Source organism: Mesorhizobium sp. M0833, assembly GCF_040319905.1.
Lineage (GTDB): Bacteria > Pseudomonadota > Alphaproteobacteria > Rhizobiales > Rhizobiaceae > Mesorhizobium.
The window spans coordinates 1-16,194 of sequence record NZ_JAMYOQ010000037.1 but is presented as its reverse complement, the minus strand read 5'-3'; the positions used below and the strand labels follow the sequence as shown (position 1 = coordinate 16,194).

The following is a 16,194-nucleotide window of genomic DNA, read 5'->3' as shown; positions in this document are numbered from 1 at the left end:
CTCAACTCGGCTCGACGGCCGGGCCGGCCATTGCGGAAATGCCGGCACCATTCTGGGCGCGCTCCGCCTCGGCGCCGGATCGTTGCTCCGGGATAAGCGTTGGAACAGGATCGGGCAGCCGCTCCAGCCGTAGCGAATTCACCACCACGAGGATGCTCGAGCCGGCCATGACCGCCGCCGCAAGGATTGGCTGCAGAAGTCCGAATGCTGCGAACGTCAGGGCGACGAGGTTGTAGCCGAACGCCCACATAAGGTTGGTCAAGATGGTCCTGCGGACCGCCCGGGCCACGTCGACGATCCAGGGCAGCATCCACAATCCGTCCGCAGGCAGCACGAGCGCCGCAGTCTCGCGGGCGAGATCGGTGGCGGAGCCGACGGCAATACCGACATCTGCGGCGGCCAGAACCGGCCCGTCATTCAGGCCATCGCCGACCATCGCCACCGAATCGTGCTCATGGCGGAGCCGATCCAGGGCCAGCCGTTTGGCCTCCGGCGAAAGGCCCGCTTGGACGTCCTTGATCCCGACCAGGGCCGCGATCCGCTCCGCCGCTTGCGCCAAGTCGCCGGTCAACAGCGTGGCGTCGAGCCCGCGCTCACGCAGAGCCGCGATCGCGGCCTGTGCCTCGGGAAGCGGCGAATCATCGAGCGACAGCACGGCGTGAACCCGCTCACCCCAACCGACATAGACCACCGAATGACCGCTCGCCTCCAGCGACCGCGCACGCTCGGCCAGCGACGGGGGAAGCGGCCAGCCCAGATCATTCATCAATCTGCCGTTCCCCGCCGCCACGGGCCGGCCTTCGGCGCTGCCGCGGATGCCACGGCCGGGGACCATCCGGATCTCGCGGGTGACGAGCGGTGTGATGCCTCGCTGAGCGGCGGCTGCCGCGATGGCCCGCGCCAGACCATGCTCGGAATGGCGCTCCAGACCGGCGGCGCGCGCCAGTACTTCGTCGATGCCGACCTCCTCGCGGTCGACGCCGACGAGACGCGCTTTGCCCGCCGTCAGAGTGCCGGTCTTGTCGAAGGCGAGCAACCGTACACGCGCGAGGGTCTCGAGCACGCCGGGGTCGCGGACGAGGCAGCCGTGCCGCGCCAGCCGGCCGATGCCGAGCGATATCGCCATCGGAGCAGCGAGGCCGACGGCACAAGGACAGGCAACCACCAGCACCGAGAGCCCAATCAGCAACGCCCGATCGAATGGCAATGACTGGGCCCAGTAAACGGTCGTCAGCCCGCCGAGGGCGAGGACGAGCGGCACGGACACGCCAACAACGCGATCGGCAAGGCGCTGGGTTGGACTGCGACGGCCCAGCGCTTCGCGCACCGACCGGCAAATCCGTGCCCAGCGGGTTGCGGTTCCGTCACCGCTGCTTTGGATCAGGAGCGGGCCATCGATATTGATACTGCCGGCAATCACCTTGGAGCCGGCGCGCTTTGTCACTTGCCGGCTTTCTCCGGTAATTACGGCTTCATCGGTGTTCGATTCCCCCTCGACAACCACGCCGTCGACCGGAATGCGCTCGCCTGGCCGGACCCGCACCAGCATGCCGGCCGTCACCTCCCGCACCGGACGGCGGATCTCTGCCGCGCCATCGACCGCGGTCGCGCTCTCGCTTTCTGCGGCCAGAAGAGGTTCCAGGTCGCGCGCCGCCCTGGCGCGGCCAACAGCCTCGAGATAGCGGCCAACTGTGAATAGCATCAGCACCATCACGGCGGTGTCGAAGTAGACATGCGTGCTGCCCTCGAACACGGCAAATGCCGAATAGAGGTAAGCGGCAGCAACGCCAAGCACGATGAGTGCCGACGACGTCACTTGGCCCTGAATGCCATTGAGCCACATGTCGCGCAGATAGGGTCCGCCGAGAATCACCACCGCCGGCGTGGCGAAGATCCAGAGCAAACAGTGAATCCACGGCAGCACGCCCGCATCGACGCCGGTGAACGCGTCCGAATAGAGGAGGAGGCTGAACATCATGATATTCATGGAGAGAAAACCTCCCACGCCGAGCTGGATCAGAAGCCAGGCGGCTTCCCACTCTTCGTGTCTGCCGCTCTTCACCTGAAAGGCGATACAACAGCCGTAGCAGCAGAACGCGCAAGCCTCACCGTTGAGCCAGCGCTCCATCGGGCGCAGACCGACGGGCAGCGAACAATGGCTACAGAGGATATCGCCATGCGCAGTCATGCGGGATGCCCGCCCAGCCAGGCAAGGCCGATATGCGCGTCGGAAGGCAGAAGACCACGGCCGAGCGTGATGAGACCGAGCAAAAGAATAAAGCCACCAGCCAGCCGCACGCCGCGCCGCCGCCAGGCTGGCCCGAGTATCCGGCCAACGCCGCCCATCATCAACATCGCGGGGAAGGTTCCCAGTCCAAACGATGCCATGACGAGAAACCCGGGAAGCGCTCCGGCGGTGCTCGCCGCCTGGGCGGCGAAGGCATAGACCAGGGGACATGGCAGGAAGCCGTTGAAAACGCCAAAGGCGAGCGGTGCGGCGCTGCTCCTGGCCGTCAACAGACCGCGCAGGGACAATGCAAATGTGCCGCCGCCAAATCCGATCGCAAGGCGATGAAAGACCTGCAGCAAGCCGAAGAACTGCAACGCCATGGCAATCATGAGCAGGCCAGCGACGATCGCGAGAATTCGTTGGCCGATGTCGAGGGAGCCGTTCAAGAGCGGCGCCGCCGTTAGCCCTTGCGTGGTGCAGATGACCTGACCGATCGCGCCCGCGAGCCCGCCCAGAAAGCAATAGGTTGTCAATCGTCCGGTATTATAGAGCAGGTGGCGAAGGACGGTTGCGCCTCCCCCTCGCTGATCGCGGCCCAGCGCGCAGGCAAAGCCGCCGCACATGCCGATGCAATGAAAGCTGCCTGCAAATCCAGCGGCGAAGATCACGAGGTAGTAGATCATTGGCGTTTGCGCAGTGGCGCGGACGCGGCGCTATTGCCGCACGAGATACAAAAGAAAGAGGATAAAGCCGACGGTGCAGCCGCCATAGATGAGGAAGCCAAGCATCTGCGGCAAGCCGGCGTCAGCAAGCTTAAAGACGGTGTCCTGTAGCATCCGCTGCTCCTATCTCAGCCGAAATAAAGACGAAGCACGTTTATCGCCAGCTCGAAGCACAGGAAAAGGAGGTTCAATGCGGCGACCCCAAGGAGAATTTTGGCTACCATCGTCTCCATCACTCCTGTCTTGCCAGCCCTTGCGACCGTCTACTTAGAACAGACGGCCGGGCCCGAGCCCGCCCCAATAAACATACATGTAGTACAGCCCCCAGGCGAACAGCAGCGCGTACACGACGAGAAGCCATAGCGGAATGAATCCCACACGCGCCTGTATCAGGCCGCCGGCATAGTCCTCCAGTTCAGGGTGCGAGCTTTGACGCACATCCAGTTCCGGATGCGTCGGGCTCTCCGGATCGCTGCTCTGCAGATCGCTCATTCTCCATTTCCCTTTCAAAAAACCCGTTGGCGGCTTTGTCGGTGCCGCTCAACGCGCCAGATAGGACGCCCCAGATGAACAAGAACAGGGCCGCCAGGCTCATCAGCATGGCGCCCGCATAGGGTCCGGTGACTTCAAAACCGAGCATGCGCTTAACCTCCGGCGGGCGCCTGTTCCTCGCCAGGCGGAGCTGGCGGGCCGGACGCCGGCACCGACGGATCGGGCACATAGGCTCGCTCCGGCTTGTCAGCGACCAGTTCCAGATCGTTCAGCGCAGCGCGGGCCTCCTTCTTGATCGAGAGCGGCTGCAGCGAGAGCGGGTCTTTATAGGCGGAAAGCGCCACCACGAAATAGGAAAGTGCCCACCGGTCCTCGTCCGGAAAGGCATCCCGATAGGACGGCATCGGCGTGCCGCTGAGGCCGGTAGTTATCGTCCGGAAGATGTCTTCGACGGCCGGGCCAGACTTGAACTGGCCGCTGGTGAGGTCGGCCGGCACGATGGCGAACCCGATATCATCCTTGAGGCCGGCCGCCTTCTCGCCGTCGCCCTTGCCACCTTGGCCATGGCACTCCCAGCACTTCGCCACCTGCCAAACCTCCTTACCACGGTCCAGCATCGTCTGGGACGGGGTCGGCGGGCGCCCGATATACAACGGTGGGCCAGGCGGTTCCTCGACGAAGAAAGCGTAAGGGCTGGCGGGATCGGAACGGTCAACCGCTAGCTCATACTTGATGTACTGAATCACCGCCAGCCGATCGTTGAGCGGCAGTTCGTACCAAGGGGGCATTGCCGTGCCGCGGATGCCGCGAGTAATGGTCCGCAGCATGTCGCCGTCCGTGGGCAGGGGCTCCTTTGTCAATCTGAACTTGAAGACTGCAGACGTGAAGTTCCTGGGCCGCTGGTTAAACATAAAGGTGGCGGCCGGCCCGTTGCCGTCGCCTTTGGCACCGTGGCAACCGATGCAGCGGCGCTCATAGACTTCCTTGCCATAAGCAATCCATTCCTCGGAGCGCGGCATGGTCGCATCCATGACCTCCAGGCTTTGCGGCTCGAACAGATCGCGCCATTTACCCCGGTTCGTGCCGAGCTTCTGGACGTAGGAAACAAGCGCTGCCAGCGATTCCGTCTCCGCCGCGATGCTGACGGTTTCGCCTGTGTATTCGTCGTTCGGCGTCAGGATGATCGGCCTTCTTTCGCGCGCCTTCAGCGGCACGAACAGCAACCCGTATGCATTGGGCGTCAGCTGGATCGCTTGCTTGCTGTCGAAGTCGAACAGGCCTTTGGTGACCTCTGTCCTTTCCAGGGTCCGATTGCCAGCGCCGTCGTCAACGATACGGACGGCTGCATCGGGCTCGTGGAAGAGGCCGCGATACGGCGCCATTATCGAGTCCGGCACCAGCATCCGCGGATTGTAGAAGTGCGCCAGGTGCCATTCGTCGCTGTATTTCAGGCCGACGCGCGTCAGGTCCGGTCCGATCCGGCGTGTGCCCAACAGGTGCGGCACGTCATAGGCGTATTCGCCCGCCTCGCTGACCGGTCCCCAGCGGCGGATCTCGCCGGTCACCGGCCGCACGAATTGCGAATGGCAGTACCAGCAGCCTTCGCGCAGGTAAATGTTGCGGCCGCGACGCTGCTGCTCGGTGTAGTCCGTCGCCTCTGAAACCGTCCATTTCAGCTGGCCGAAATCCGTGCGCACCACCGAGGTCACGCGCGTAGTTCGCGAGGACGGCTCCACGAAGGGCAGCACGCCCTGCGTGATCACCGCAAGGGTGATGCAGAAGACGCCGGCGAACAGCGCGAAGAAGCGAACGTTCACTGCGCGGGCCCTCCCGCTGGGGCCGGGATAGGCGCCTCCACCGGCCCGCGGGCGCGTCGCGCCTCAGCCGCCGGGCTGGTCAGTGCGGTCAGCATCAGATTCACCACCAGCAGCGACATACCGATATCCATGCTGATGCCCGCCAGGGTCCGCGCCAGCCAGTAGGGCTTCACCCAGACGAGCGAGTCGAGCCATTCGACCCCATTCATCCATTGATAACCCTGCTGCAGCCCGCCCGCTGTGAGGACCAGGCCCATGGTCGCGATGCCGACGGTGATCAGCCAGAACGACCAGTTGCCGAGCTTGAAGGACCAGAGTTCGCGCCCGAACAGCCGCGGCCAAGTATAGACGAGGCCCCCCATCGCCCAGACGACGAACGTGCCGAACACGGTGAGATGCGAATGCGAGATGACGAAATCGGTGAAATGGGTCGGCTGTTGCAGCTGCCGCAGCGCCTCGGTCGAGCCTTGGAAGCAGCCAACGAGATACATGAGCGAGCCCATGATCAGGAACTTCGCCGGCAAGTTCCTGCCGAACTCATGCCACTTGCCCATCATGGTGCCGAAGAAGTTCACCAGCACCGTCCACACGGGAATGATCAGCAGCATCGACGTGACGACGGCCAAGGTCTCGGCCCAGTCCGCGATCGGGCTGTAGAGGTAATGGTGAATGCCGACGAATGGGTAGAACAGTGCCAGGGACCAGAAGCCTACCAACGAGAGCTTATGGGCGTAGAGCGGATTTCGCGCGCTGACCGGCAGGAAATAGTAGATGATCACGTAGCCCGCGGGCGTTATCCACAGGCCGACGATGTAGTGGAGATAGAGGCCATGGAAGGCGGCGCTGTTGATGCCCGAGATCGTGTATGGCAGGATGAAGCTTCCAAGCACGAAGTTCATCGTCGTCCACACGAAAGTGGCGATCAGGTACCATAGCGCGACATAGATCGCCGGCTCGAGCCTTCGACTGATCGTGATCAGGAACTGCGCGGTAGCAACAGCCACCACGATGAAGAATGCGACCTTCGCGTAGAGCGGAAGCTCTCCGGCTTCCAAACCGTCACTGTCGCCGAGCAGCAAGCCGACCAAACCGGCAAGCGTTGCGACGTTCCAGACCCATGCGAGAAGAACCGACCACTCCGACCATATCACCCGCACCCCCGACAGACGCGGCACGAGATAGTAGCAAAGGCCGATGAAAAGCGTCGAGAAGGCGCCGAAGATGACACCGTTGACGTGGACCGGGCGCAGCCGGCCGAAGGTGAGCTCGAGGTTTCCCGATCCGAGATAGTCGGGGTAGTTGAAGGTGCCCGAGATCATGACGCCGACGGATGGCGTCACCATCAGCCAGAACATGCCGAAATAAAGCCAGGTCCGCACGACCCGTTTGTCGACCAGCGCATCCAGGTCCACATTCGCGAACTTGCCGCGCAGCTCCATCCCAGTCTCTGCCAACGCATGGCCCTTCCCCGCGCGGTTCCCGGGCCGCACGACTGCTTTAAGCCTACCGTTCCCCATCGAGGTGTCACTCCGATGGCGGACTCGCTTCGCGCTCCCTGAAGCCGGTGCCCCGGGCTATCGTCGAGACTAGTATTTGCCTGGCACCAACACCGAGCCGCTGTTCGACCAGGTGATGTACGCCTCGAGCGCCTTCATCGCCTCCGATTCGGGATCGATCTTCTCGCCCTGGCTTGGTTTCTCGATGCACCAGTTGATCATGTCGCGCAGTGTCGCGAACTTGGCCATCGACGCCTGGAACTTCGGGAACGCCTGCGGATGGGTATCGGATGCCATCGGATGGCACATGGCGCAGGCCCAGCCGGTGTTCGACAGCTTGACGCCCAACTGCTCCTTCATCGCCGCATCACCATGGAACAGGAGGTCTCCTTTCCTGACCTCCTCCATGAACGCTTCTTCATAGAGTTTCAGCTGCTTTGGCGTCACCGGATCCTTGTTGGCACTGGCCGGCCCGACGACGGCAGCTGCGACGACTGCTCCGGCGACGGTGGAACGCCTCAGAATGCGGAGGAATGTCGATGTGTTTATCATAGCCACCACCCTTATGGATTTGCCCATGGGTACTGTTTGTCGGCGATGCGTGACCGTATGACCTCCGCAATGCTCTTGTCGTGGTCCTCCGGCGACTGGACGAACACCTCCTTGCGGCCCCACATGATGTACTCGACATCGACCTTATCGTCGGCGTTGACGTTCACGGTTTCCCAACCGACCCCGTCGAAGGGATCGCCCGGATCGACACGGATCATCGGCTTGGTGAGCTTGGGCACGCCTTCCGGCGCATACGGCCACGGCCAGGAGGTCGCCAGCATGCCGATCGAGCGCATGCTGCCGATCTCGTTGTAGAGCACCTGGTGCACGTGACCGTGGATGTTGGTGACCTTGGTATAAGGCTTCAGCACGTCATTCACTTCGCGCCAGTCGCGCACCCAGAAGTTCCAGGGCGGGTAGTACTCGTACAGCGGATTATGGCTGAAGATGACGATCGGTTTGGACTTATCCCAGTCGGCGAGTGTCTTCTGCATCCAGTCGAGCTGGTCGCGGCCGACGCCGGCCCACGCGCCGGCAACCGTGCCGTCGAGGGTAGCCATATGGCCCATGCGCTCCTCTGGCGTCATCTTCTTCGCTGTCCAGTAGTCCGGTCCCCGGCTGACCGTATCGAGCCCAATGAAGCGCACGCCCTTGTGATCGAAGGTCCAATTGGGTTGGCCGAACAACTCGCCCCACTTCTTGCCCATATCCAGATACCAGTCATGCTCGCCCGGGATGTAGTATTTCTTGATCGTCAGATCCTTGAGGAGCTCAACGCCAAGCTCAAGTTCCTCGATCTTTCCGAGCTGGGCCAGGTCGCCGCCGAAGATCAGGAAGTCGGCCGGCGGATCCATGGCCTGGACCTCTTGCACGGCGCGCACCACCTTGTCGACGAAGCGCGTGTTGAGGGATCTCTCGTAGAGATGGGTGTCCGAAATCCAGGCAAACTTGAAGGGCGCTTCGGCGGCGTGAGCGACGTCAATGGTGTTGAGCAGCGGCCACCACGCGAACGTCTGGCCGACGGAAGCAGCGCCGAACAGCAGCGATCTGTGAATGAAGGTGCGGCGGGTGATTTGGAGCGAGTCGTCGGGGCGTACGCCAGGCTGCTGCAGCACCGCATGCATTTCGCGCCGAATGCGGTCAAGCTCGTCAGACATCAGGGTTCCTCCTCAGTGCAGACCGTTTCTTAAAGCGTCGGTCTTCTCGCAGGAACGCGACCCTGCTGAATCAGCGGGTCGCCCATTTTGTTATTTTTTCAGTTCAATCGTCAGACTAGTGGCCTTATTCTCCTCTACCGTTACGGGCTGCTCGATGGGCCCGGTAAAGGGATGGATCGCCACGAGCTTGTAGTCCCCCGGCGGAACATCGGTTATGCTGAATTTGCCATCGGCGCCGGTGACCGCGTAGTAGGGATTGTCCACCACATAGACCCAGCCCTCCATCCAGCCATGTGCGTCGCAATCGATGCGGACAGTGCCGGCACGCTTCAGTTCGACCGGTATACGCTGGCCCTTATTGGGCAGCGCCAGGTTGAAGGCGGTGCGCTTGCCATAATAGCCGTGGGTGTTGTGGAGCACTGGATCGCTGTTGACCACCTCCAACGAACCGGCCGGTATCATCTGCACCGCGGGCTCAAAGCGACATTTGAGGTTGTTAAGCTCAGGCAGCTTGCCGGGCTGCGGCCACGCCTTTCCCTGTGCCACGTCGACCAGCTGCACCGCCGCGTTCAGCACGGCCTGATCGCTGCCGACTTCGATCAGCGCCTCCTCGCGGGGGTCGCCGCACACCTCGATATTCTTGGTGGGGATGATCTTTGTTGTCGGCACGTCGCCGCGGTAGACGATCGTACCCTCGATCGCTCCGCCTCCCGTGACCGGACCCACTTCGTAGGCTTGGGCAGGCGCGGACATTGTCGCAACGAAAGCGATCGCCGCTAGTCCGCTCATCAATTCGCGATTCGTCATAAAGCCACCTCCTTCAAGAGAGATGAGGGGCAACTTTTAAAAATAGAGCCAAACCAGTGCCATGTCTAGCCATCCAGCAACAAAATATGATAAAGTAGGGCCGTTAGGCGAGTTTGTTAATCACAAACACACGCGGGGGTTACAAGCACACGCGGGGGTTTGGCGCGTCATTCTCGAAGTGCCGGAGGTACTTGATGGAGCGACGGCATGGACTCCTCCGCCCCTGGGCGTACGGTCCGCATACCCTCTTCTGCATCATATTCGCAGCGGCCCTGTCGATCTGCCAACCGCTCGTGCGAGCTGACACGGCGCCTGTGACGGTCGGTGGCCCATTCACGCTCACGGCGCCGGACGGAACGGCGGTCACCGATGAGACTTATCGCGGCAAATGGCTGCTGGTTTTCTTCGGCTATACGTCTTGTCCCGACATCTGTCCGACGACTCTGTCCGAAATCGCCGCGGCGATTGAGGAACTCGGCCCCGACGCCGCAAAACTGCAACCGCTCTTCATCACCGTCGATCCCGAACGCGACACGCCTGAGGTGATGGGAAGCTTTACCGCGGCGTTCGATCCGCGCATCGTGGGGCTGACCGGCAGCCCACAACAAATCGCTGCGGTTTCGGAGGCATATGGCGCCTACGGCGTGGCGCGCCAGGGCGAAGCGGGCGGTGACGACCACCTAATGGATCACGGCACCTACATCTACATCATGAACCCGCAGGGGCAATTCGTGGAGGGGCTAGACGCTGACACACCAAGCAGCGGCATTGCCGCTAGGTTGGGTGAACTGGTGCGATGACACGATCCCGGGGATGACGGAGATCACGATTATGCAGTTGATCCATCCATAGAAAGTTGTCTTTCGGAAGGAGAGCGGCCATGCAAAGACATACAAAGGAAGCTTCGGAGCTTAAGGCATTGATCCTCGCGGATCTTCATAAGGAGCCGGGATGCGGGGACGTCACCGATTTTGTGATTCAGCGGCTCGAAACCAAGGAGAACGGGGCAAACTGGACTGTCAAATATCTGGATCCTAATCAAGATAAGGTCTGCGAGACGATTCTGATAAACATAGCGCGAATGTTGCAGCTCAACTTCGACCTTCCTGAACGCGGATCGTGAGGAACGATGCGAGCGGGATCGGCGTGGATCGCGCCTCGACATAATTCGTATGCAAGCAGGGGAATCGGGCGATGGCGGAACCCACAGCGTTGCACACCGGCAAACCTGGCGGCGTAAAGAACGTCATTGCGCCGCGGCGATTTGGATCTCCGATGACCGGAGATGCGGGCGATATGGCCGGTGGGCAAGACAGTATCTTGGAGCCAGGCATTACGAGTTATGACGGTTTCTTTGCGGATGCGATCGAGCGTCTGCAGGGGGAACGGCGCTGCCGTGTGTTCGCGGACCTTGAGCGCATCGCCGGAGGCTTTCCCAATGCCGTGTGGCATTCCCCGCGCGGACCGAAGGACGTCGTGATCTGGTGCTCCAACGACTATCTCGGGATGGGGCAACACCCAAAGGTGGTCGCCGCCATGGTGGATACTGCTGCCCGCCTGGGAACGGGGGCCGGCGGGACGCGCAATATCTCCGGCACCAGCCATCCGCTCGTAGAGCTCGAGGGCGAGCTTGCCGATCTCCACGGCAAGGAGGCGGCACTGGTCTTCACGTCCGGTTATGTTTCGAACCAGACTGGCATCTCGACCATCGCCAAGCTGATCCCCGGTTGTCTGATCCTGTCGGATGCGCTCAACCACAATTCGATGATCGAGGGCATCCGCCAGTCCGGTAAGGAGAAGAGGATCTTCCGCCACAACGACGTCGATCATCTCGAGGAATTGTTGAAGGCGGCGGGTCCGGATCGGCCAAAACTCATCGTCTTCGAAAGTCTCTATTCGATGGGCGGCGACGTCGCGCCAATCAATCGCATTTGCGATATCGCCGATCGTTACGGCGCAATGACCTATCTCGACGAGGTCCATGCTGTGGGCATTTACGGCCCTCGCGGCGCCGGCATCGCTGCGCGCGACGGCGCCATGAACCGGATCGATGTGATCGAAGGCACGCTCGCCAAGGCCTTCGGCTGCCTCGGCGGCTATATCACGGGAAGTGCTGTGCTGATCGATGCGGTTCGTTCCTATGCTCCGGGTTTCATCTTCACCACCGCGTTGCCGCCGGCGATCTGCGCCGCGGCCACAGCGGCGATCAGGCATCTGAAAACCTCGCAGTGGGAGCGCAAGCGCCAGCAGGACCGCGTCCGGCGGGTCAAGGCGGCGCTGGGGGCCGCTGCGCTGCCGGTCATCCTGGGCGATACCCATATCGTTCCGGTGGCTGTCGGCGATCCGGCGAATTGCAAAGCGGCGAGCGACCTGCTGCTGAACGAGCACGGCATCTATATCCAGCCGATCAATTATCCGACCGTGGCGAAGGGAACTGAGCGGCTGCGCATCACGCCGACACCCTGTCATGAGGACATCATGATTGATCGGCTCGCGGCGGCTCTGTTCGATGTCTGGAATCGGCTCGGGCTGCCACGCGACAATCTCACCTGAGCGGCGAATGAAGCTTCGCCGTTGCCCGGACGTTCCGGGTCTTAAGGTTCAAGGAAATGGCTGCCAAGGAAATCATGTTCTCGTTCGAGGCTCGCGACAGAATGCTGCGCGGCATTGACACCCTGGCGAATGCGGTGAGCGTCACGCTTGGCCCACTAGGGCGCAACGTCGCGATCGGTAGGGAGCACGGCGCGCCGCGGGTCACGAAGGACGGCGTGACCGTCGCCAGGGAAATCGAACTCGACAACAAGTTCGAGAACATGGGCGCCCAGATGGTGCGCGAGATCGCAACAAGAACCTCCTATCAGGCCGGCGACGGCACGACCACCGCCGTCGTGATCGCGCATGCGATCGTCCGGGAGGGCGCCAAGGCCGTGGCCGCCGGCATGAATCCCATGGACCTGAAGCGCGGCATCGATCTCGCGGTCGAAGCCGTCGTCGCGGAACTCAAGAACAACGCCACGAAGGTCACCTCGAACGCCGAAATTGCGCAAGTCGGCACCATCTCGGCCAACGGCGATGAGGAGATTGGTCGCTGCCTAGCCGACGCCATGAAGAGGGTCGGCAATGACGGCCTGATCACCGTCGAGGACGGGATGTCGCTCAAAACCGAACTCGAATTCGTCGAGGGCATGCAGTTCGACCGCGGCTATATCTCGCCCCATTTCATCACCAATCGCGCAAAGATGCGGGTCGAGATGCAGGATGCCTATGTCCTCATCAGTGAGAAGAAACTATCCAGCCTGAACGAAATACTGCCGCTGCTGGAGAAGGTGGTGCAGGTCGGCAAGCCGCTGCTCATCATCGCCGAGGATGTCGAGCGTGAGGTGATTGCGGCGCTGGTGGTCAACAAGTTGCGTGGCGCTCTCAACGTTGCAGCAGTCAAGGCGCCGGCCTACGGAAACCGCCGCAAGGTGATGCTGCAGGATCTCGCGCTGATGACCCGCGGAACGGTGATCTCGGAGGATTTGGGCATCAAGCTCGAGCATGCTTCCCTCGATATGCTCGGGCGCACCAAGAAGGTGATGATCGACAAAGCAAAGACCACGATCGTCGGCGGCGCCGGCAAGCGGGCAAGCATCGAGGCCCGCATCGCTGAGATCAAGCTCGAGCTTGCGGAAACCACCTCCGATCACGACCGCGAGGAGCTACAGGAGCGGCTGGCCAGGCTCGCCGGTGGCGTCGCCGTGATCCGGGTCGGCGGTGCCACCGAAGTCGAAGTCAGGGAGAAGAAGGATCGCATCGATGACGCGATGAACGCGACAAGAGCCGCGGTCGCAGAGGGCATTCTCCCGGGCGGCGGGGTCGCCTTGCTACGCGCCGGCAGGGCGCTCAAGAAGCTCAAGGGCGGCAACGAGGACCAGCAGGTCGGAATCGCGATCGTCAGGAAGGCGATCACCTGGCCGGCTCGGCAGATCGCGATCAATGCCGGCCTGGAAGGCTCGGTCGTCATCGCCGGGATTCTCGAAAACCACGACAACGCCTATGGCTACGATGCCCAATCGGGCGTGTACGGGGATCTGGTCTCAAAGGGCATCATCGACCCGGCCAAGGTGGTGCGAACGGCGCTCCAGGGCGCGGCCTCGGTTGCGGGTCTTCTCCTGACAACGGAAGTCATGGTGGCCGAAGTGCCTGGCCCGCCGCCGCCGGAGCTTCCCGGTCACGAGCATCATCATCACGACATGGATATGGATTTCTGAGCGCATTGCGGGTGGCGGAAGCACCGAAGTGTGTCCGGACTGGATCGCCGCTGGCGACTGCTAGAAAGCACATTCGTCCGAACCACGGCCAACACAGCAGTATTCGGGATCAACTTCTGGAGGCACTCCGGGCTGAGCCATGACCATCGGTCGGCGATTCCGACGTGACGGTGACAGGCGGGATGGTTCAATTTTTGGGGTACCTATCGTCCAAAGAGGACCGGGCTGCATCGCGCGTTGGCGACGGTGCTGGACGGTTTGCGCGCCAGGCTGAACGACAAGGCGCTGATCGCCCACTATGTCGCCGCCTACAATGACGAGCCTCAAAAGCTCTATTCCGGTCAGGGCGCCTCGCGCGAAAAGGCAGCGCAACGGCTGGACGCCGCCAAGCGCGAATATGACCGGGTGCTGAACGCCTACGTCAAAGGCATGATCTCCGAAGCCGAGGCCGAGCAGCGCCTGCCCGAGCTGCGCACCGAGCGTCAGCGCCTCGAGGGCGAGCTCGCGGTGACACCGCAGCCGCCGAAAGTCGTCACGCTGAAGCCGGCGCTGGTCGCCCGCTACATCAGGGATATGGAAGCGCTAGCCGCCTCAATCGCCGAGAACGGCTATGTGTCGGAGGAAGCCAAGAAGCACCTGCGGGCCATCGTGTCGACGGTCACGGTCTGTCCGCCGAAAGCCGGCGAACCGCCCTCGATCGCCCTAGACGGCTGTCTGTCCAACCTGGTCGACCAGGGCCTAAATCAACGCCTCTCCGTTCGGGGGCGAGCGATGGTAGCGGGAGACCGTCCAATACTCAAACGTTTCGGGCGGGACTGAAGAGGTTGATGACTGCCGCACCCGGAGCAGTTCGACGTATTTCCTTATTTCGCTTGGCCCGCTGAAATGCAGCCGCGTTTTTAGAAGGAACGACCGTCACCGAACTCTCCACCCGCCGCAGCTGCCACGAAGGACCTTGTTCAGAAAGTGATCCTGCAAGCCTCTCGCGGTGAAATCTTATCCGTAAAGGAGACCATCGCAGAGATACGCCGAGACTCTCCGTATCTGCTGGTTACTGACGATGAGCTGGTCTACCTTATAGTCAGTGCGGCCCCGGCCTTTGGAATGGCAGTCGCTTTCGACCTCCACGAATAGTCCGCATGGAAACCATTGGTTCTACCCCTTATAGGACCGAGAGGGCACGGGGGGGCAGAAATTTCTACCAAACATTCCCGCCTTCGTGGTTGGAACCATTTCCGTTCGGGCGAGTTGCGGCTGACGGGGAAGGGACGCCCTACACACATGACCAAGAAGAACAAAGCAGGCCATCCGTCTGTCTCCAAAGCATTTCGGAAACTGATCCACTCCGAAGACAATCGTCGTCACATGCACAAGCTGTTAAGGCTAGCAGTCGAACCAGAACTGCCGCCGACCTTAGCGTCATTACTTGCGGCCATTGATCTGGCCAAACAGGGGAAGACCGAAGAAGGTGCCTAGCGGCTGGCTGAGCGTCAAACCGAGGAAAGCATTCCTGGCTGCTGCAAAAGGGGAGGGACGTTACTCCCCCAAGGCATAAACAGGTGGCCCGCCGCCCGTGAGAACGGCGACGGACCGCCTACAGCGGCTGCACATCCACGGAGAACACACGCCGCTGCGAGTTCTAAACCCGGGAGGGGCTGCGTTGTTCCCTACGACCTGGGTTGGTCGGCAGGCTCGTTCCGCTCTAAGTTCCCCTTCCACTCGTGTTCATCGAACCGGTTCGCCATCCGGTCCAGCAGCTTACGGGATGCCGCAATTACGCGGCGGGTTTCATCAAGGGAGAGCCGAAGGTCATCGATGTCTGCGCGCGCGCGACGCTCATTCAACCGAGAACTCGCTATTTGTAAGCGAGAGCTGTCTATTAACTGATACCAATCGGAAACCATCTTTGCAGAGCTAGCGCGCCCGCATCTCAAACTTGATCATAGCCTCTAAGAACGTCTCGTTGGACTCGTCGCGAACGGTCATCACAAATTCTCTATAGGGACCATCCGGCAGCTTATCCTTGGTAATCTCGACCAAGGCTTTCACCGCCTCTTGCTTTGCAGCTTCGAGGTCCGGGAGATCGGTACCCACAACGTCAAGGAAGACTTTGCCAGTGTCGGTGAAGTCGAAGAAATAGCGCGGCATCCCTACAAACACAGTAACGCGAGAATGGTTCACGCTTGCGTTGCGATTGGCTGTGCAGCGGGCGCTGGCCGCTCTAATGTGCGCAACGTTAACGAGCGTGACCTGACGTCCAATGATGTCCGCGACATTTGGTTAAAAACGTACCCGCCAAGACTCATCGCCCCGATCGGCTTAGAGTTACTTCCGAAAGGAAGCGCTCTCATGCTGCCATTGCCCCACGCCGTCGATCCAAAAGTAGTTGCCGAGATCAACAATCTTCTAGACCAGTACGCCGGGGCGGTACCGGTGCCCGTTCACAAGCTCGCCGCGGTTGTCCGGCTGCGCCTCAGAAGCCATCTTTCCATCGCGACTATTGAGGCGCTGATCGTGGACGAAGCCGAGTGTCGCCACCTGCCCATGCTGTTCGAACTGCCGGCAACACATGCGGCTGTAGTTTCATCTGCTCTGGGCCGTGCGATTTGAAGTTTAGGCGCTCTGCCCGTCTGGCAACGAAAGCGGACCTCTGGCTCGCGAAGCGGTA

17 protein-coding genes are annotated in these 16,194 nt (G+C 61.5%); 7 read left to right on the top strand and 10 right to left on the bottom strand.

Translation table 11 applies throughout. The features are described from left to right. Position 1 precedes the first annotated feature (1 nt). The 9 genes from NKH98_RS28250 to NKH98_RS28210 all read right to left on the bottom strand — a co-directional run bounded on the left by NKH98_RS28250 (position 2) and on the right by NKH98_RS28210 (position 9,255). The gene (locus NKH98_RS28250) at positions 2-2,128 is read right to left on the bottom strand and encodes a heavy metal translocating P-type ATPase (RefSeq protein WP_352903447.1); all 2,127 of its coding nucleotides are present in this window, start codon (positions 2,126-2,128) and stop codon (positions 2-4) included. A 56-nt stretch (positions 2,129-2,184) separates the two neighbouring features. Beyond that, positions 2,185-2,913, bottom strand: coding sequence for a sulfite exporter TauE/SafE family protein (locus NKH98_RS28245; protein ID WP_352903446.1), 729 nt, complete (start codon positions 2,911-2,913; stop codon positions 2,185-2,187). 30 nt (positions 2,914-2,943) lie between these two features. Further along, positions 2,944-3,066, bottom strand: a complete 123-nt coding sequence (locus NKH98_RS28240; RefSeq protein WP_352450399.1) for a hypothetical protein — start codon at positions 3,064-3,066, stop codon at positions 2,944-2,946. A 153-nt stretch (positions 3,067-3,219) separates the two neighbouring features. Then, entirely contained in the window at positions 3,220-3,444 is a 225-nt protein-coding gene (locus NKH98_RS28235; RefSeq protein WP_352903444.1) for a hypothetical protein, read from the bottom strand. A gap of 152 nt (positions 3,445-3,596) precedes the next feature. Beyond that, positions 3,597-5,261 carry a cbb3-type cytochrome c oxidase subunit II gene (locus tag NKH98_RS28230; protein ID WP_352903442.1) on the bottom strand — a complete coding sequence of 555 codons (1,665 nt, stop codon included), beginning with the start codon at positions 5,259-5,261 and terminating at the stop codon, positions 3,597-3,599. Beyond that, on the bottom strand, positions 5,258-6,700 hold the full coding sequence (locus NKH98_RS28225) for a cbb3-type cytochrome c oxidase subunit I (RefSeq protein ID WP_352903497.1): 1,443 nt from the start codon (positions 6,698-6,700) through the stop codon (positions 5,258-5,260). Before NKH98_RS28225 ends, NKH98_RS28230 begins: the two co-directional genes overlap by 4 nt. Positions 6,701-6,847: 147 nt before the next feature. Further along, complete coding sequence (locus tag NKH98_RS28220) at positions 6,848-7,309, bottom strand: c-type cytochrome (protein WP_352903440.1); 462 nt, start codon at positions 7,307-7,309, stop codon at positions 6,848-6,850. An 11-nt stretch (positions 7,310-7,320) separates the two neighbouring features. Beyond that, entirely contained in the window at positions 7,321-8,466 is a 1,146-nt protein-coding gene (locus tag NKH98_RS28215) for a metallophosphoesterase family protein (RefSeq protein ID WP_352903438.1), read from the bottom strand. A gap of 90 nt (positions 8,467-8,556) precedes the next feature. Beyond that, positions 8,557-9,255 carry a carboxypeptidase regulatory-like domain-containing protein gene (locus tag NKH98_RS28210; protein ID WP_502894340.1) on the bottom strand — a complete coding sequence of 233 codons (699 nt, stop codon included), beginning with the start codon at positions 9,253-9,255 and terminating at the stop codon, positions 8,557-8,559. A gap of 212 nt (positions 9,256-9,467) precedes the next feature. On the opposite strand from NKH98_RS28210, the gene NKH98_RS28205 reads away from it, so the two are divergent. The 6 genes from NKH98_RS28205 (at position 9,468) to NKH98_RS28180 (ending at position 15,002) form a co-directional block, all read left to right on the top strand. After that, complete coding sequence (locus tag NKH98_RS28205) at positions 9,468-10,073, top strand: SCO family protein (protein WP_352903435.1); 606 nt, start codon at positions 9,468-9,470, stop codon at positions 10,071-10,073. Between the two features lie 80 nt (positions 10,074-10,153). After that, a complete protein-coding gene (locus NKH98_RS28200; protein ID WP_023718664.1) occupies positions 10,154-10,396 on the top strand; it encodes a hypothetical protein in 243 nt (80 codons plus the stop codon). A 173-nt stretch (positions 10,397-10,569) separates the two neighbouring features. Continuing rightward, the gene (hemA, locus tag NKH98_RS28195; RefSeq protein WP_352903495.1) at positions 10,570-11,826 is read left to right on the top strand and encodes a 5-aminolevulinate synthase; all 1,257 of its coding nucleotides are present in this window, start codon (positions 10,570-10,572) and stop codon (positions 11,824-11,826) included. A gap of 56 nt (positions 11,827-11,882) precedes the next feature. After that, entirely contained in the window at positions 11,883-13,526 is a 1,644-nt protein-coding gene (groL, locus tag NKH98_RS28190) for a chaperonin GroEL (protein WP_352903433.1), read from the top strand. Between the two features lie 237 nt (positions 13,527-13,763). Then, entirely contained in the window at positions 13,764-14,345 is a 582-nt protein-coding gene (locus tag NKH98_RS28185) for a hypothetical protein (protein WP_352903431.1), read from the top strand. A gap of 462 nt (positions 14,346-14,807) precedes the next feature. Further along, the gene (locus tag NKH98_RS28180; RefSeq protein ID WP_352903429.1) at positions 14,808-15,002 is read left to right on the top strand and encodes a hypothetical protein; all 195 of its coding nucleotides are present in this window, start codon (positions 14,808-14,810) and stop codon (positions 15,000-15,002) included. 438 nt (positions 15,003-15,440) lie between these two features. Here the strand turns inward: NKH98_RS28180 and NKH98_RS28175 are convergent, their stop codons facing one another. Then, positions 15,441-15,674 (bottom strand): DUF6894 family protein, encoded by a 234-nt coding sequence (locus NKH98_RS28175; RefSeq protein WP_352692048.1) that lies wholly within the window; start codon positions 15,672-15,674, stop codon positions 15,441-15,443. A gap of 201 nt (positions 15,675-15,875) precedes the next feature. On the opposite strand from NKH98_RS28175, the gene NKH98_RS28170 reads away from it, so the two are divergent. Then, entirely contained in the window at positions 15,876-16,136 is a 261-nt protein-coding gene (locus tag NKH98_RS28170; RefSeq protein WP_352478416.1) for a hypothetical protein, read from the top strand. Positions 16,137-16,194 lie beyond the last annotated feature (58 nt).

Excerpts from the sequence above, each read along its gene's own strand:
- NKH98_RS28210 (WP_502894340.1), bottom strand. The coding sequence starts at position 9,255 with ATGAGCGGACTAGCGGCGATCGCTTTCGTTGCGACAATGTCCGCGCCT.
- NKH98_RS28215 (WP_352903438.1), bottom strand. The coding sequence starts at position 8,466 with ATGTCTGACGAGCTTGACCGCATTCGGCGCGAAATGCATGCGGTGCTG.
- NKH98_RS28175 (WP_352692048.1), bottom strand. The coding sequence starts at position 15,674 with ATGCCGCGCTATTTCTTCGACTTCACCGACACTGGCAAAGTCTTCCTT.
- NKH98_RS28220 (WP_352903440.1), bottom strand. The coding sequence starts at position 7,309 with ATGATAAACACATCGACATTCCTCCGCATTCTGAGGCGTTCCACCGTC.
- NKH98_RS28235 (WP_352903444.1), bottom strand. The coding sequence starts at position 3,444 with ATGAGCGATCTGCAGAGCAGCGATCCGGAGAGCCCGACGCATCCGGAA.
- NKH98_RS28170 (WP_352478416.1), top strand. The coding sequence starts at position 15,876 with ATGCTGCCATTGCCCCACGCCGTCGATCCAAAAGTAGTTGCCGAGATC.
- NKH98_RS28245 (WP_352903446.1), bottom strand. The coding sequence starts at position 2,913 with ATGATCTACTACCTCGTGATCTTCGCCGCTGGATTTGCAGGCAGCTTT.
- NKH98_RS28180 (WP_352903429.1), top strand. The coding sequence starts at position 14,808 with ATGACCAAGAAGAACAAAGCAGGCCATCCGTCTGTCTCCAAAGCATTT.
- groL (WP_352903433.1), top strand. The coding sequence starts at position 11,883 with ATGGCTGCCAAGGAAATCATGTTCTCGTTCGAGGCTCGCGACAGAATG.
- NKH98_RS28205 (WP_352903435.1), top strand. The coding sequence starts at position 9,468 with ATGGAGCGACGGCATGGACTCCTCCGCCCCTGGGCGTACGGTCCGCAT.
- NKH98_RS28200 (WP_023718664.1), top strand. The coding sequence starts at position 10,154 with ATGCAAAGACATACAAAGGAAGCTTCGGAGCTTAAGGCATTGATCCTC.
- hemA (WP_352903495.1), top strand. The coding sequence starts at position 10,570 with ATGGCCGGTGGGCAAGACAGTATCTTGGAGCCAGGCATTACGAGTTAT.
- NKH98_RS28225 (WP_352903497.1), bottom strand. The coding sequence starts at position 6,700 with ATGGAGCTGCGCGGCAAGTTCGCGAATGTGGACCTGGATGCGCTGGTC.
- NKH98_RS28240 (WP_352450399.1), bottom strand. The coding sequence starts at position 3,066 with ATGCTACAGGACACCGTCTTTAAGCTTGCTGACGCCGGCTTGCCGCAG.
- NKH98_RS28250 (WP_352903447.1), bottom strand. The coding sequence starts at position 2,128 with ATGGAGCGCTGGCTCAACGGTGAGGCTTGCGCGTTCTGCTGCTACGGC.